Source organism: Actinomadura sp. 1N219 (genome assembly GCF_044326405.1).
Classification (GTDB): Bacteria; Actinomycetota; Actinomycetes; order Streptosporangiales; family Streptosporangiaceae; genus Spirillospora.
The window spans coordinates 45,051-60,269 of the sequence record NZ_JBIRAY010000021.1 but is presented as its reverse complement, the minus strand read 5'-3'; the positions used below and the strand labels follow the sequence as shown (position 1 = coordinate 60,269).

Genomic DNA, 15,219 nt, shown 5'->3' with positions numbered 1-15,219 from the left:
GTCGGGATCATGGAGATCCGCGCGCTCAGGCCGGACGAGTTCGACGGCGTCCGCGACATCCGGGCCCGCGCCTTCGGGCCGGTGCCGGACGAGGCGTGGCGGCAGCGCATCCGGCGCGCTCAGCCGACGCTGGAGGCCGGACGGAACTTCGCCGGGTTCGACCGCGGCGAGATCATCGCCACCGGCACGCTGTACGACATGACGCAGTGGTGGCACGGGCGCGCCGTGTCCCTGGCGGGCGTCAGCGGGATCACGGTCGCGCCCGAGCAGCGCGGCCGGGGGGTGGGGCGCGAGCTGATGCTCGACCTGCTGGAGCGGGCCGCCGCCTTCGGCCATCCGCTGGCCGTGCTGTATCCCGCCACCACGACCCTCTACCGCTCGGTCGGCTGGGAGCACGCGGGCGCGGAGCACCACGTCGAGATCCCCACCGAGGCGCTGCGCACGGTCGCCGCCGGCCGCGTCCCCCTCCGCAGGGCCGGCCCGGACGACGCCGCCGAGGTCGCCGCCGTGATCGGCCGCGCCCACCGCGCGGCGCGGGACTGCGGGCCCGTCGGCTGGGACGAACCGATGTGGCGCTCGATGCTCGAATCCGGCGAGCACTTCTGCTACCTGGCCGAGGACGGGTTCCTGGCCTACCAGTGGAACGACACCGCCACCGGCCTGGAGGTGCTCCGGCTCGTGGCGTCCTCGGAGCGGACGCTGCGGGCGCTGTGGGCGCTCGTCGGGTCGGGGTCGTCCACCGCCGAGACCGTCCGGGCGTGCGTCGGGCCCTTCGACCCGGTGCTGTGGCTGCTCCGGGAACGCGAGACCGAGTACGTCCACCGCAGCCAGTGGATGCTGCGGCTGGTGGACGCTCCCGCCGCGATCGAGGCGCGCGGCTACCCGTCCGGAGTGACGGCCGGGGCGTCCCTGCTCATCGACGATCCGCAGCTTCCCGCGAACTCGGGCCACTGGCGGCTGGAGATCAAGGACGGCGAGGGACGCCTGGAGCGCGCCGCCGAGAACGCGGACGCCGTCCGGCTCGGCCCCCGCGGCCTCGCGGCGCTCTACGCGGGCGTCCCGGTCGCCACGCTCCGCCGCACCGGCCTCCTCCAGGGCGGGGACGCCGACGCCCTGTCACCCGCGTTCGCCGCCACACCTTTCACCCTCGACTACTTCTAGGGACACGCCCTGCTTCCCAAGGACACACCCTGGGCGCACGTGAACGGTGCATGCTGACTTGGTAGCGTGTTCGACCGAACAGATGATCGAAGGAGTGGCCGTGCGGGTGATGGGGGTGGACCCCGGGCTCACCCGGTGCGGGGTGGGGGTCGTCGAGGGCGACCCGGGCAAGCGGCTCCATCTGGTGCACGTGTCCGTCGTGCGGACCGCCCCCGACGACGACATCGCCCTGCGCCTGCTGGGCATCGAGACGGGCATCGAGTCGCTCATGGACGAGCTGAGCCCCGACGCCGTCGCCGTCGAGCGCGTGTTCTCCCAGCACAACGTCCGCACCGTGATGGGCACCGCGCAGGCCGCCGGGGTCGCGCTCCTGGTGGCGGCACGCCGCGGGCTGCCCGTCGCGCTGCACACCCCGAGCGAGGCCAAGGCCGCCGTCACCGGGAACGGCCGCGCCGACAAGGCCCAGGTGACCAGGATGGTGACCCGGCTGCTGTCCCTGGACGCGCCGCCGAAGCCCGCGGACGCGGCGGACGCCCTCGCGCTCGCCATCTGCCACGTATGGCGCGGCGGCGCCCAGCAGCGCCTCGCGCACGCCCAGCGGTCGCGAATCGAGGAGGCGGCGCGGGCCGAGCGGGAACGCCTCGCCGCCCGGAGTAAAGGAGGAGCCAGCGAATGATCGCCTTCGTCAGCGGCAGGGTCGCCGCCGCAGGGCCCGACGGGGCGGTGATCGACGTGCACGGCTTCGGCCTGTCGGTGCAGTGCACCCCCGCCACGCTCGCGGGGCTGCGGGTCGGCGAGCAGGCGAAGGTGCCGACGTCGCTGGTCGTCCGCGAGGACTCCCTCACCCTGTTCGGCTTCGCCGACGACGACGAGCGATCCGTCTTCGAGCTGCTGCAGACGGCCAGCGGCGTCGGGCCGCGCCTCGCGCTGGCGATGCTCGCCGTGCACACCCCGAACTCGCTGCGCCGCGCCATGGCCACCGAGGACGTGACCGCCCTCACCCAGGTGCCCGGCATCGGCAAGAAGGGCGCGCAGCGCATCGTCCTGGAGCTGAGGGACCGCCTCGGCGGCCCGGTCGGGGACGGCGCCGCCGACGTCCGCGCGCCCGCCCGCGCCGAGCCGTGGCGCGAGCAGGTCCAGATGGGCCTCATCAATCTCGGCTGGTCCGCCAAGGACGCCGACGCCGCCGTGACCGCCGTCGCCGCCGACCTCGACGGCTCCGAGACGCCCCCCGTCGCGACCCTCCTTAGGTCCGCCCTGAAGAAGCTCAGCAAATGAGCGAACCCGAGCGGCTGGTGGCGGCGGACGCGGGCGGGCCAGAGGAGCAGGTGATCGAGGCCGCGCTCCGGCCCAAGAAGCTCGACGACTTCATCGGGCAGGAACGCGTCCGCGAGCAGCTCTCGCTGGTCCTGCACAGCGCGCTGCGGCGCGGCCGTACGCCCGACCACGTGCTGCTGTCCGGCGGCCCCGGCCTCGGCAAGACCACCCTCGCCATGATCATCGCGGCGGAGCTGGGGCAGCCGCTGCGGATCTCGTCCGGGCCCGCGATCGAGCGGGCCGGCGACCTCGCGGCGGTGCTGTCGACGCTCGCCGAGGGCGAGGTGCTGTTCCTGGACGAGATCCACCGCCTCGCGCGTCCCGCCGAGGAGATGCTCTACATGGCGATGGAGGACCTCCGCGTCGACGTCGTCGTCGGCAAGGGCCCCGGCGCCACCGCGATCCCCCTGGACATCGCGCCGTTCACGCTGGTCGGCGCCACCACCCGGGCGGGGATGCTGCCCGGGCCGCTGCGCGACCGGTTCGGGTTCGTCGCGCACATGGACTTCTACGAGCCCGCCGAGCTGGAGATCATCGTCCGGCGGTCGGCGCGGCTGCTGGACGTGGAGATCAGCGACGACGGCGCCGCCGAGGTCGCCGGGCGCTCCCGCGGCACCCCCCGCATCGCCAACCGGCTGCTGCGCCGCGTCCGCGACTACGCGGAGGTCCGCGGCGACGGGACGGTCTCCAGGGAATCGGCGCAGGCCGCGCTGGCGTTGTACGAGGTGGACGAACGGGGCCTGGACCGGCTCGACCGGGCCGTGCTCGGGTCGCTGCTGCGCAAGTTCGGCGGCGGTCCGGTCGGCCTGTCGACGCTGGCCGTGGCGGTCGGGGAGGAGCCGGAGACCGTGGAAGTGGTCGCCGAGCCGTTCCTCGTCCGGCAGGGCCTGCTGGCCAGGACGCCGCGCGGACGGGTCGCCACGGGCGCCGCATGGGCGCATCTAGGGTTGACCCCGCCTCCGACGGCGCCGCTGGCCGGGACGCTGTTTGAGATGGGCGAGGACCGGGACGAGACGGCCGATCGGCCCGAATAGTGATCATTCGGGTAACGGGTTGGGAACTTCCCGGCTTCGTCGGTCGTCGCGTCGTTGCCGGGGTCTGGCGTACTCTCTAGACTCCGGGACTTGGTTGACCGTTCTCCAGCCGGCGGTCCCGTGGACGTGACCGGTCCGGTCACAAGGCTCCGGTCACAAGGCTGGGCAAACGACATCGGAAGGATGCCCCTGTAATGGGCAGCGAACTTATTCTCGCGGCGGACTCCGGCGGTAGCGGGGCCTTCAACCTGCTTCTGCTCCTCGCCGTTCCCCTGGTCTTCTACTTCCTGCTGATCCGCCCGCAGAGCCGGCGCCGCAAGCAGCAGATGGAGATGCAGAACGCCATGGAGCCCGGCGCCCGCGTGCTCACCACCAGCGGCATGCGCGCGACCGTCGTCGAGGTCGATGACGACGGCATCCTGCTGGAGATCGCCGACGGGGTCGAGGTGCGCTTCGTCAAGGCGGCCGTCATGCAGGTCCTCAAGGACGACGAGCCCGAGGACCTCGACGACGAGCAGGACGAGCCCGCCGAGGCGGACGAGGACGAGGACGGCGACCGCGTCGACCTCTCCAAGGACGACGACGCCGAGGCCGCGGAGGCCGGCGGGGCGGACGAGGCGGACGAGGCCGAGGAGTCCAAGCCCAAGGGGAGGGCCAAGGTCAAGGCGTCGGACAAGCCGTCCGCCTGATCCTTCCTCCGGTGCCGACACTAGACGGGAAGTAAGACGACCAGTGGCTCCGCCCAGTACCGCTCCCAAGCCCGGGCGCACGCTTCTCGCGCTCTTCGCGATCCTGGTGATCCTCTCCGGCGTCGCCGTCTGGCAGGGCCAGACGACGCCAAAGCTGGGGCTGGACCTCGCCGGCGGCACGACGGTGACCCTCACCGCCAAGACGTCGTCCGGCAAGAACCCGCCCGCGCAGCAGATGGACCAGGCCGTCAAGATCATGACCCAGCGGGTCAACGGCCTCGGTGTGTCCGACGCGGAGGTCGCCAAGCAGGGCAGCAACAACATCGTGGTGAACGTGCCAGGGGAGGGGCAGAGCCGCGTCGTCAGCCTGATCGGCACGACGGCGAAGCTGCAGTTCCGCCAGGTGTTCGCCGTCGCCGACGGCAAGCCCACGGGCGCCGCGCCGGCGCCGTCCGCGAGCCCGACCGGCAAGGCCAAGGACGACGGGAAGAAGAAGGACGACAAGAGCCCGTCGCCGTCCGCCTCACCGTCCGCCAGCGCCAAGCCGTCGGCGTCCGCGTCGGCCACGCCGCGCGGCAGGGCGCTGTCCGGGGCCCTGACGGAGCCGACCCCGGCGCCGTCCGGCGCGGCGACCCAGCCGGCGGCGCCGTCGCCGACGTCGCCGCTGATCCCGCCGACCGGCCAGCCGCTGCCCGGTCAGCCCGCGCCCGGTCAGCAGCCGCCCGCGCAGGACTACGCCGGCATCACCGACCAGGCCGTGATCAAGCAGTACGAGGCGCTCAACTGCTACGCCGGCGACCGCCGCGCCCCCGGCTCCAACGACCCGAGCCGCAAGTTCGTCGCCGCCTGCGACCAGGACGACGAGGGCGGCCAGATCGCCAAGTACATCCTCGGTCCCGTCCGGGTGCTCGGCGAGAACGTGGACGGCGCCAACGCGATGCCGCCGAACTCCCAGCAGGGCCAGGCCAGCTGGTCGGTCTCGCTGGACTTCGACGGCAAGGGCGCCCGCCAGTTCGGCGAGGTCACCACCGAGGCCTACGGCGCCTACCAGCAGGACCCGAACTCCCCGCGGGCGCAGGTCGCGATCATCCTGGACGGCCAGGTCGTCTCCGCGCCCAGCATCAGGGAGGGCGCGATCACCGGCGGCACCGCCAGCATCGACGGCCCGCCCGACAGCTTCAACCAGAGCTACGCGACCGACCTCGCGAACGTCCTCAAGTACGGGGCGCTGCCGCTTGAGTTCACGCAGAGTTCCATCGACGAGGTGTCGTCCACGCTCGGCTCCGACCAGCTGACCGGCGGTCTCATCGCCGGCGCGATCGGGCTCGGACTCGTCGTCCTGTACTGCATGTTCTACTACCGGGGCCTCGGCCTGGTCGCGGTGTCCAGCCTGATCGTGGCGTCGGCCATCACCTACCTGGCGGTCGTGATCCTCGGTGAGGGGATGGGCTTCCGGCTCTCGCTGCCGCACATCATCGGCCTGATCGTCTCCATCGGCATCACCGCCGACTCGTTCATCGTGTACTTCGAGCGGCTGCGGGACGAGCTGAGGGCCGGGCGCAAGCTCCGCCCGTCGGTGGAGACGGCCTGGAAGCGGGCGCGGCGCACCATCCTGGTCGCCGACGCCGTGACGTTCATCGCCGCGCTGGTGCTGTACTTCCTCGCGGTCGGCGGCGTCGCCGGGTTCGCGTTCGCGATGGGCCTGACGACGCTCATCGACGTCATCGTGGTGTTCTTCTTCACCAAGCCGCTGGTCGCGCTGCTGTCGCGGACGAGGTTCTTCGGCCGCGGCCATCCGCTGTCCGGCGTCGACCCGCGCAAGCTGCACCGCGCGCCGCAGAAGCCGTCCGCCGCCACCGCCGGCACGAGCCAGGAGGCCTGACCCATGGGACTGCGTGCCGTCACCTCGCGGATCTACCGGGGCGAGATCAGCGCCGACATCGTGGGCCGCCCGAAGATCTGGGCGGCGATCTCCGGGCTGCTGCTGGTGCTGTCCCTCGCCGGGCTGCTCGTCCAGGGCCTCAACTTCGGCGTCGAGTTCAAGGGCGGGTCCGTCTTCACGTTCAAGGCCCCCGGCTCCTCCATCGAGGACGTCCGCGGCGCCGTCTCCGGCGGCGGCGTCCACCAGGTGATCGTGCAGAAGGCCGGCGGCGACTGGCGCGTCACGACCGAGAGCCTGACGTCGACGCACGTCACCGAGGTCAAGACGCACGTCAGCCAGGAGCTGAACATCCCCGCCGAGAAGATCAGCACCCAGGTCGTGGGCGCCTCCTGGGGCGGTGAGATCCAGGAGAAGGCGTGGCAGGCGCTGATCGTCTTCATGATCTTGATCATCCTGTATCTGTCGCTGGCGTTCGAGTGGCGGATGGCGGTCGCCGCCGTCGTCGCGCTGATCCACGACCTGGTCATCACGGCGGGCATCTACGCCTGGTCCGGGTTCGAGGTCACGCCGGCGACGCTGCTGGGCTTCCTGACGATCCTCGGTTACTCGCTGTACGACGCGGTCGTCGTCTTCGACATGATCAAGGAGGTCACGAAACCGCTCACCGCGACCTCCAAGACGACCTACAGCCAGGCGGCGAACCAGGCGCTCAGCAGCACGCTGGTCCGCTCGCTGAACACGTCCCTGGTGGCGATCCTGCCGGTCGGCGCGATCCTGTTCATCGGCACCACGCTGTTCGGCGCCGGGACGCTGAAGGACCTGTCGCTCGCCCTGTTCGTCGGCATGATCGTCGGCACGTACTCGTCGATCTGCGTGGCGACGCCGCTGCTCGTCCAGTTCAAGGAGCGCGAGCCGAAGTACAAGCAGATCCGCGCGAACCTCGCCCGCCGCGAGCACAGCACGAAGCGGCAGGCCAAGGCCGCCAAGGTGAAGGCCGCGGCCGGCGGTCCCGGCGGCGACGCGCCCTCGGCCGACGACGAGCCGTCCGGCGGGTCGTCCGGCGGCGAGCAGGACGACGACGCCGCCGACCTCCGGAGCACCGTCACCGTCAAGAAGGTCGTGCAGACGGGGCCGCGGCAGCAGCCCAGGCGCGGCACCCGGCAGCAGCGCCGCGGCGGTGGCGGCGCCAAGTAGGCAGGCGGCGCCAAGTAGCCGGTAGCGACGGCGAGGAGTAGGGCGGGGGAGCAACGTGGATCTCGGCAAGCTGATCCAGGACCGGATCCGCGACGTGGACGACTACCCGAAGCCAGGGGTGGTCTTCAAGGACATCACGCCGCTGCTGGCCGACCACGTCGCGTTCGCCGGCGTCGTGGACGCGATCGTCAACCACTACGGCCGCGGCACCATCGACAAGATCGTCGGCATCGAGGCGCGCGGGTTCATCCTCGCCGCGCCCGTCGCCTACCACTTCGGCGCGGGCTTCGTCCCGGTGCGCAAGAAGGGGAAGCTGCCGGCGCGGACGCACGAGGAGACCTACGATCTCGAGTACGGGACGGAGACGATCGAGATCCATCTCGACGCGCTCCGGCCCGGCGAGCGGGTGCTGATCGTCGACGACGTCCTCGCCACCGGCGGGACGGCCGCGGCCGCCGCCGAACTCGTCCGCCGGGGCGGGGGAGAGGTCGCCGGGCTGTCGGTCCTCCTGGAGCTGTCCTTCCTTCACGGACGCGACAAGCTGCGGAATCTCGACGTTCATTCCCTGGTTACGGTCTAGTACGAAATGGGCGCCGGATACACTGGCGCCATCAGGGCCCGGTGGGGACGGGCGCATCCCGCGGGGCACGGAGAGAGCAGCGCCCGCACGGACTAGGAGGCTGGGTGCCAGGTGAGGTGGTATCGACCGACGCGGTGAACGACGCCGAGCCCCCCGAGGCGGGGGCCCGCCCGGCGCCGCCGGCCGCGGGGGAGCCGCCGCGCCCGCCCGCCCGGAAATCCGCCGAAGCGTCAACGCCCCCCGATGCGCCCACGCCTCCTCAGGCCCCCGGCCCTTCAGCGGACGCAGCCGCGTCCGAGCCCGCAGATCCGCCCAGGCCCACGCCGGCCGCGATTCCACCGTCTGCCGCCCGGGTGCGCCGTAGGCTCGCCAGGTTGGGCGCCCAGCGCGGCCCCACTATGAACCCGGTACTCGAACCACTGATCAAGACGGTCCGCAACACCCACCCGAAGGCGGACCTGCGGCTCATCGAGCGCGCCTACGACGTGGCCGCGCACTACCACCGCAACCAGAAGCGCAAGAGCGGCGACCCGTACATCACGCATCCGCTCGCCGTCGCGACCATCCTCGCCGAGCTCGGCATGAACACCGAGACGCTCTGCGCGGCGCTCCTGCACGACACCGTCGAGGACACCCCGTACACGCTGGAGCAGCTGACCGCCGACTTCGGCGACGAGATCGGTGCGCTCGTCGACGGCGTCACCAAGCTCGACAAGGTCAAGTACGGGGAGGCCGCGGAGGCCGAGACCGTCCGCAAGATGGTCGTGGCGATGTCCCGCGACATCCGCGTCCTGGTGATCAAGCTCGGCGACCGGCTGCACAACATGCGGACGCTGCGCTACATGCCGCGGCACAAGCAGGAGAAGAAGGCCCGCGAGACGCTGGAGGTGTTCGCTCCGCTCGCGCACCGCCTCGGCATGAACACGCTGAAGTGGGAGCTGGAGGACCTCGCGTTCGCCACCATGTACCCGAAGCGGTTCGACGAGATCGCCCGGCTGGTGTCCGAACGCGCCCCGCGCCGCGACGTCTACCTGCAGGAAGTGATCGAGAACGTCTCCACCGACCTGCGCGAGGCCCGGATCAAGGCCACCGTGACCGGACGGCCGAAGCACTACTACTCGATCTACCAGAAGATGATCGCGCGGGACGTCAGCTTCGACGACATCTACGACCTGGTCGGCATCCGGGTCCTGGTCGACAGCGTCCGCGACTGCTACGCCGCGCTCGGCTCGATCCACGCGCGATGGAACCCGGTCCCCGGCCGGTTCAAGGACTACATCGCGATGCCGAAGTTCAACATGTACCAGTCGCTGCACACGACGGTGATCGGCCCGGAGGGCAAGCCCGTCGAGCTGCAGATCCGGACGTGGGGCATGCATCGCCGCGCCGAGTACGGCGTCGCCGCGCACTGGAAGTACAAGGAGGAGACGGTCGGCGGCCGCAAGGCCGGTGACATGCAGTGGCTGCGCCAGCTCCTCGACTGGCAGAAGGAGACCGCCGACCCGGCGGAGTTCCTGGAGTCGCTGCGGTTCGACCTGTCGGTGTCCGAGGTGTTCGTGTTCACCCCGAAGGGCGACGTGATCGCGCTGCCGCAGGGCGCGACGCCGGTCGACTTCGCGTACGCGATCCACACCGAGGTCGGGCACCGATGTATCGGCGCCCGCGTCAACGGCCGGCTCGTCCCGCTCGAGTCGACCCTCGACAACGGCGACACCGTCGAGGTGTTCACCTCCAAGTCGCAGGACGCCGGCCCGAGCCGCGACTGGCTCGGCTTCGTCAAGAGCGCCCGCGCCCGCAACAAGATCAAGCATTGGTTCTCCAAGGAGCGCCGCGACACCGCGATCGAGTCCGGCAAGGACGCCATCGCTCGCGCGATGCGCAAGCAGAACATGCCGCTGCAGCGGATGATGTCCGGGGAGGCGCTGCTCGCCCTCGCCCGCGACATGCGCTACCCGGACGTGTCGTCGCTGTACGCGGCGGTCGGCGAGAGCCAGGTGTCGGCGCAGAGCGTCGTCCAGAAGCTCGTGGACGCGCTCGGCGGCGTGGAGAGCGCCGACGAGGACCTCGCTGAGATCGCGCTGCCGACCCGCCGCAAGCGGGGACGTCCCGTCGGCGACCCGGGCGTCGTCGTCGCCGACGACCCGGACGTGTGGGTCCGGCTGTCGCGCTGCTGCACCCCGGTGCCCGGCGACGACATCGTCGGGTTCGTGACGCGGGGGCACGGCGTGTCGGTGCACCGCGCCGACTGCTCCAACGTCGCCAGCCTGAAGTCGCAGCCCGACCGGCTGATCGACGTCAAATGGTCCCCGGGCGAGGACTCGGTCTTCCTGGTCGCGATCCAGGTGGAGGCGCTCGACCGGCCGCGGCTGCTGTCGGACGTGACGCGCGTCCTGTCCGACCAGCACGTCAACATCCTGTCGGCGTCGGTCACCACGACCCGCGACCGCGTCGCCGTGTCGCGGTTCACGTTCGAGATGGGCGATCCGAAGCACCTCGGGCACGTGCTGAAGGCCGTCCGGTCCATCGACGGGGTCTACGACGTCTACCGGACGACCAGCGGCGCCACCCGATAGGGGCGGCGCCGCTTCTGTCTTTCCTCAGCCCGTTTCCGGTCAGCCTTCGGCGGGTTCGTCCTCGGGGTCCACGTCGACGCCCGCCTCGGCGCGCTGCTGCGGGGTGATCGGCGTCGGCGCGGCCGTCAGCGGGTCGTAGCCGGACGCCGCCTTCGGGAACGCGATCACGTCGCGGATCGACTCCTGGCGGGCGAGGAGCATGACGACGCGGTCCCAGCCGAACGCGATGCCGCCGTGCGGCGGCGGCCCGAACTTGAACGCCTCCAGCAGGAACCCGAACTTCGACTCGGCCTCCTCCTTCGACAGGCCCAGCACGTCGAACACCCGCTGCTGCATCTCCGCCCGGTGGACACGGATCGACCCGCCGCCGATCTCCGTGCCGTTCAGGACGAGGTCGTACGCGTTCGCGAGCGCGCCGCCCGGGTCGTCCTGGAACGTCGCGGCGTATTCCGGCTTCGGCGCGGTGAAGGGGTGGTGCACGGACGTCCAGCCGATCTGCTCGCCCTTGCCGTCCTCCACCGGCTCGAAGATCGGCGCGTCGACGACCCACACGAACTCCCAGGCCGACTCGTCGATCAGGCCGCGGCGGCGGCCGATCTCCAGCCGGGCCGCGCCGAGCAGCTCCTGCGTGGCGTGCCGCTTGCCCGCGCCGAAGAAGATCGCGTCGCCGGTCTCGGCGCCGACCTTCGCGGCGAGGCCCGACTTCTCCGCGTCGGACAGGTTCTTGGCGACGGGCCCGCCGAGCGTCCCGTCCTCCTGGACGAGCACGTACGCCAGCCCGCGGGCGCCGCGGGCCTTCGCCCAGTCCTGCCAGGCGTCCAGCTCCTTGCGGGTCTGCGCCGCGCCGCCCGGCATGACGACCGCGCCGACGTACGGGGCCTGGAACACGCGGAACGACGTCCCGGCGAAGTACTCGGTCATGTCGGTCAGCTCTAGGCCGAACCGCAGGTCGGGCTTGTCGGACCCGAACCGGGACATCGCGTCGGCGTAGGTGATGTGCGGGATCGGGCGGGGGATCTCGTGCCCGGCGATCTCCCTCCACAGCCGCGCGACGAGGTCCTCGCCGACGGTCAGGACGTCGTCCTGGTCGCAGAACGACATCTCGATGTCGATCTGGGTGAACTCCGGCTGCCGGTCGGCGCGGAAGTCCTCGTCGCGGTAGCAGCGCGCGATCTGGTAGTAGCGCTCCAGCCCGCCGACCATGAGCAGCTGCTTGAACAGCTGCGGCGACTGCGGCAGCGCGTACCAGTGGCCCGGCTGCAGCCGGACGGGGACGAGGAAGTCGCGGGCGCCCTCCGGCGTCGACCGCGTCAGCGTCGGGGTCTCGACGTTGACGAAGCCGTGCTCGCGCATCACCTCGTGCGTCAGGAACGACGCCTCGGACCGGATCTTCATGGCCCGCGCGACGGCGTCGCGGCGCAGGTCGAGGTACCGGTACTTGAGGCGGATCTCCTCGTTGACGTTGACGTCGCCCTCGATGGGGAACGGGAGCGGCGCCGCGTCCGACAGCACCTCGATGTCGGCGGCGGCGACCTCCACGTCCCCGGTCGGCAGTTCGGGGTTCTCGTTGCCCTCCGGCCGGACGCGGACCTCCCCGACGACCTTGACGCAGAACTCCGAGCGCAGGTCGTGCGCCGCGTCCTCCTCGCGGAAGACGACCTGCGCGGTGCCGGACGCGTCGCGCAGGTCGATGAACGTGACGCCGCCGTGGTCGCGGCGGCGGCCGACCCAGCCGGCCAGCGTGACCTGCTGTCCGGCGTGCTCCTTGCGGAGCGTCCCCGCCTCGTGCGAGCGGATCATGGTGCGAGCCTTTCCTTCAACGTCGTGGTGATGTCGGCGAGCGGGACGGCGGTCTGCTCGCCCGCGGCCAGATCCTTGACCTGGGCGACGCCGTCCGCGATATCTCGCTCCCCGAGGATCACGGCGTACCGGGCGCCGGAGCGGTCGGCGTCCTTCATGGCGCCCTTCAGGCGCTTCCCGCCGAACGCCATGTCGGCGGCGATCCCGGCCCGGCGCAGCTCGTCGACCAGCGTGAACAGCCGGCGTTCCGCGGCCTCGCCGAGCGGGACCCCGAACGCCTCGCAGCGCGGCCTGACGGGGAGCGCGGCGCCCCCGTCCTCCTGCCGCTCGGCGTCGACCGCGAGGAGCGTGCGGTCCAGGCCGACGGCGAACCCGATGCCGGGCAGCGGCGGGCCGCCGATGTCCTCCGACAGCCCGTCGTAGCGCCCGCCGCCGCCGATGCCGGACTGCGCGCCGAGCAGCGGGTGGTCGAACTCGTAGGTCGTGCGGGTGTAGTAGTCGAGGCCGCGTACGAGGGTCGGGGTGTCCTCCCACGCGATGCCGAGGTCGGCGAGCAGCTCGCGGACCCGGTCGTGGTGGGCCTTGCAGGCCGGGCACAGGTGGTCGGCCATCAGCGGGGCGTCCGCGATCTGGGCCCGGACCTGGGGGCGCTTGTCGTCCAGCACCCGCAGCGGGTTGATCTCGACGCGGGCGCGGGTGTCCTCGTCCAGATCGAGGCCGCGCAGGAAGTCCTGCAGCAGCGCCCGGTAGGCCGGACGGCACTCCCGGCAGCCGAGCGAGTTCAGCAGCAGCCGCACCCGCGTCAGGCCGAGCGACCGGTACCAGTTCCACGCGATCGCGATCGTCTCGGCGTCGACCCGCGGGTCCTCGCTGCCGATCGCCTCCAGGTCGAGCTGGTAGAACTGCCGGTAGCGGCCCTGCTGCGGCCGTTCCGCGCGGAACGCCGGGCCGGACGTCCACACCTTCACCGGCAGCGCGCCCTTGTGCAGGTTGTTCTCCAGGACGGACCGCAGCACCGTCGCGGTGAACTCCGGACGCAGCGTCAGCGACCGGCCGCCCCTGTCCTCGAACGTGTACATCTCCTTGGACACCACGTCCGTCGACTCTCCGACGCCGCGCTTGAACAGATTGGTGTCCTCGAACACGGCCAGTTCCATATAGCCGTACCCGGCCAGCCGCGCCTGCTCGGCGAACGCCTCGCGGACGGCGTAGAAGAGGTCCGCGCGCGGCGGAACGTATTCACTGACCCCCTTGGGGGCCCGGAAGCTCGAACTCATGGTCTCTCTGACTCAGAATCCCTTGTTGGGCCCGTCCGCCGGAATCAGTTCCGACAAGAACGGATTGGTCGCGCGTTCGCGGCCGATTGTGGTCTGCTCGCCGTGGCCGGGAAGGACGGCCGTCTCGTCGGGCATGGTGAGGCACACCCGGGACAGGCTCGCGAGGATCTCCTCGTACGATCCGCCCGGCAGGTCGGTGCGCCCGATGGACCCGGCGAACAGCAGGTCGCCGGTGAACATCACGTCCGGGATCTCCTGCGCCTTCGGGGTCCGGAACGTCACCGACCCGGGCGTATGGCCCGGCGCGTGGTCGACGGTGAAGCGCAGCCCAGCCAGCTCCAGCGCCGACCCGTCAGCCAGCTCCTTCACATCGTCCGGCTCCGTCAGCTCCAAGCCGCCGAACAGCTGCTGCCCCGCGCCGAGCGAGAGGCCCTTCGCCGGATCGGTGAGCAGATCGCGGTCGTCGGGATGAATGTAGGCGGGGACGTCCCTGGCGCCGCAGACCGGCGCCACCGACCAGACGTGGTCGATGTGGCCGTGCGTCAGCAGCACCGCGACCGGCTTCAGCCGGTGCTCGCGCAGAATGGCGTCGATCCCCGCCTCGGCGTCCTGGCCGGGATCGATGATGACGCACTCCTCACCCGCTGCGGGCGCCACGACATAGCAGTTCGCGGCGAAAGATCCGGCGGGGAACCCGGCGACGAGCACGGTCGTCCTTCCTTGGAACCATCTCGGGTGGGCGTGTCCGAGGGTACCGGCGCGGCCATTGCCTCCGCGAACGAGATAGCCCCGTCGCCGTGTCGCGAGTGCCGCCCGGAGAGCGCAGTCCGGTGCGAAAGGCCCGGCCGGAAACCGCTCCCTGAAAGCGGAGGCGCTTTTACTCGCGGGTGCCGCTACTATGCGCTGCACGTTCAACTGATCACACCGGAGGGGCAGCACGTGGCGGGGAAGGACCGCAAGAAGGAGCTCGCGCGGCAACGCTACGAGCGCCAGCAGCAGCGACAGGCGCAGGAGGCGGCGAAGGCCCGCCGCCTCAAGATCATCAGCTCCGCCGCGGCGGTGGCGGTCATCGCCGTCGGCGGCGCGGTGTTCGTGGTCGTCAGCCGGGACGACGAGTCCACGGCCGCCGGGCCGAAGTGCGACTACAAGTCCGCGCAGGCCGCGTCCAAGGACGTCGGCAAGCCGCCGGCGAAGCCCGCCTACACGGGCACCGTGCAGGCGACCGTCAAGACCAATCAGGGCGACGTGGAGATGCAGCTGTACGGCGCCAAGGCGCCCTGCGCCGTCAACTCCTTCGCCCACCTGGCGCAGAAGAACTACTTCGACAAGACGCCGTGCCACCGGCTGACGAGCGGCGGCCTTAACGTCCTCCAATGCGGCGACCCCACCGGCAAGGGAACGGGCGGGCCGGGCTACGAGTTCGCCAACGAGAACACCAAGGGCGCCACCTACACCGAGGGCACGCTCGCCATGGCGAACGGCGGGCCGGACACCAACGGCAGCCAGTTCTTCCTGGTGTACAAGGACTCGCAGCTTCAGCCCGACTACACCGTGTTCGGGAAGATAACCAAGGGGCTGGACGTGCTGAAGAAGGTCGCCTCCGACGGGTCTGACCCGAAAGGCGATGGCAAGCCCAAAAAGAAGGTAGAGATCCAGGACGTCGCGATCGCCGGGAAATAGGCGAACGGGATACTAAGGTGTGGAGGGTCCGG

At 71.2% G+C, this 15,219-nt stretch carries 13 protein-coding genes; 10 read left to right on the top strand and 3 right to left on the bottom strand.

What is annotated here, in order from left to right; translation table 11 throughout:
* Positions 1-9 precede the first annotated feature (9 nt).
* The 9 genes from eis (at position 10) to ACH35V_RS38780 (ending at position 10,430) form a co-directional block, all read left to right on the top strand.
* The gene (eis, locus tag ACH35V_RS38820; RefSeq protein WP_395979880.1) at positions 10-1,161 is read left to right on the top strand and encodes an enhanced intracellular survival protein Eis; all 1,152 of its coding nucleotides are present in this window, start codon (positions 10-12) and stop codon (positions 1,159-1,161) included.
* 100 nt (positions 1,162-1,261) lie between these two features.
* The gene (gene ruvC / locus ACH35V_RS38815; RefSeq protein WP_395979879.1) at positions 1,262-1,837 is read left to right on the top strand and encodes a crossover junction endodeoxyribonuclease RuvC; all 576 of its coding nucleotides are present in this window, start codon (positions 1,262-1,264) and stop codon (positions 1,835-1,837) included.
* Positions 1,834-2,439: a Holliday junction branch migration protein RuvA gene (gene ruvA / locus ACH35V_RS38810; RefSeq protein WP_395979878.1), complete on the top strand. Its 606-nt coding sequence runs from the start codon at positions 1,834-1,836 to the stop codon at positions 2,437-2,439. Before ruvC ends, ruvA begins: the two co-directional genes overlap by 4 nt.
* The gene (ruvB, locus tag ACH35V_RS38805; protein ID WP_395979877.1) at positions 2,436-3,512 is read left to right on the top strand and encodes a Holliday junction branch migration DNA helicase RuvB; all 1,077 of its coding nucleotides are present in this window, start codon (positions 2,436-2,438) and stop codon (positions 3,510-3,512) included. Before ruvA ends, ruvB begins: the two co-directional genes overlap by 4 nt.
* Before the next feature lie 194 nt (positions 3,513-3,706).
* Positions 3,707-4,201, top strand: a complete 495-nt coding sequence (gene yajC, locus ACH35V_RS38800; RefSeq protein WP_395979876.1) for a preprotein translocase subunit YajC — start codon at positions 3,707-3,709, stop codon at positions 4,199-4,201.
* 43 nt (positions 4,202-4,244) lie between these two features.
* Positions 4,245-6,083, top strand: coding sequence for a protein translocase subunit SecD (gene secD, locus ACH35V_RS38795; protein ID WP_395979875.1), 1,839 nt, complete (start codon positions 4,245-4,247; stop codon positions 6,081-6,083).
* Between the two features lie 3 nt (positions 6,084-6,086).
* Positions 6,087-7,277 (top strand): protein translocase subunit SecF, encoded by a 1,191-nt coding sequence (gene secF, locus ACH35V_RS38790; protein ID WP_395979874.1) that lies wholly within the window; start codon positions 6,087-6,089, stop codon positions 7,275-7,277.
* A gap of 55 nt (positions 7,278-7,332) precedes the next feature.
* Positions 7,333-7,857, top strand: a complete 525-nt coding sequence (locus ACH35V_RS38785) for an adenine phosphoribosyltransferase (protein ID WP_395979873.1) — start codon at positions 7,333-7,335, stop codon at positions 7,855-7,857.
* A gap of 398 nt (positions 7,858-8,255) precedes the next feature.
* Entirely contained in the window at positions 8,256-10,430 is a 2,175-nt protein-coding gene (locus ACH35V_RS38780; RefSeq protein WP_395979932.1) for a RelA/SpoT family protein, read from the top strand.
* A 39-nt stretch (positions 10,431-10,469) separates the two neighbouring features.
* On the opposite strand, the gene aspS is transcribed toward ACH35V_RS38780, so the two are convergent.
* Genes aspS through ACH35V_RS38765 form a run of 3 tightly spaced genes read right to left on the bottom strand, consistent with a single transcriptional unit; the run spans position 10,470 to position 14,215 of the window.
* Positions 10,470-12,230: an aspartate--tRNA ligase gene (gene aspS / locus ACH35V_RS38775; RefSeq protein WP_395979872.1), complete on the bottom strand. Its 1,761-nt coding sequence runs from the start codon at positions 12,228-12,230 to the stop codon at positions 10,470-10,472.
* Positions 12,227-13,507, bottom strand: coding sequence for a histidine--tRNA ligase (gene hisS, locus ACH35V_RS38770; RefSeq protein WP_395979871.1), 1,281 nt, complete (start codon positions 13,505-13,507; stop codon positions 12,227-12,229). The genes aspS and hisS overlap by 4 nt, the downstream gene beginning before the upstream one ends.
* A gap of 12 nt (positions 13,508-13,519) precedes the next feature.
* Positions 13,520-14,215 (bottom strand): MBL fold metallo-hydrolase, encoded by a 696-nt coding sequence (locus ACH35V_RS38765; RefSeq protein WP_395979870.1) that lies wholly within the window; start codon positions 14,213-14,215, stop codon positions 13,520-13,522.
* Positions 14,216-14,446: 231 nt separating this feature from the next.
* On the opposite strand from ACH35V_RS38765, the gene ACH35V_RS38760 reads away from it, so the two are divergent.
* The gene (locus ACH35V_RS38760) at positions 14,447-15,187 is read left to right on the top strand and encodes a peptidylprolyl isomerase (protein WP_395979869.1); all 741 of its coding nucleotides are present in this window, start codon (positions 14,447-14,449) and stop codon (positions 15,185-15,187) included.
* Positions 15,188-15,219: the final 32 nt, after the last annotated feature.

Coding starts and splice junctions, on each gene's coding strand:
- ACH35V_RS38780 (WP_395979932.1), top strand. CDS start 8,256: ATGAACCCGGTACTCGAACCACTGATCAAGACGGTCCGCAACACCCAC.
- yajC (WP_395979876.1), top strand. CDS start 3,707: ATGGGCAGCGAACTTATTCTCGCGGCGGACTCCGGCGGTAGCGGGGCC.
- hisS (WP_395979871.1), bottom strand. CDS start 13,507: ATGAGTTCGAGCTTCCGGGCCCCCAAGGGGGTCAGTGAATACGTTCCG.
- ruvB (WP_395979877.1), top strand. CDS start 2,436: ATGAGCGAACCCGAGCGGCTGGTGGCGGCGGACGCGGGCGGGCCAGAG.
- secF (WP_395979874.1), top strand. CDS start 6,087: ATGGGACTGCGTGCCGTCACCTCGCGGATCTACCGGGGCGAGATCAGC.
- ruvA (WP_395979878.1), top strand. CDS start 1,834: ATGATCGCCTTCGTCAGCGGCAGGGTCGCCGCCGCAGGGCCCGACGGG.
- eis (WP_395979880.1), top strand. CDS start 10: ATGGAGATCCGCGCGCTCAGGCCGGACGAGTTCGACGGCGTCCGCGAC.
- aspS (WP_395979872.1), bottom strand. CDS start 12,230: ATGATCCGCTCGCACGAGGCGGGGACGCTCCGCAAGGAGCACGCCGGA.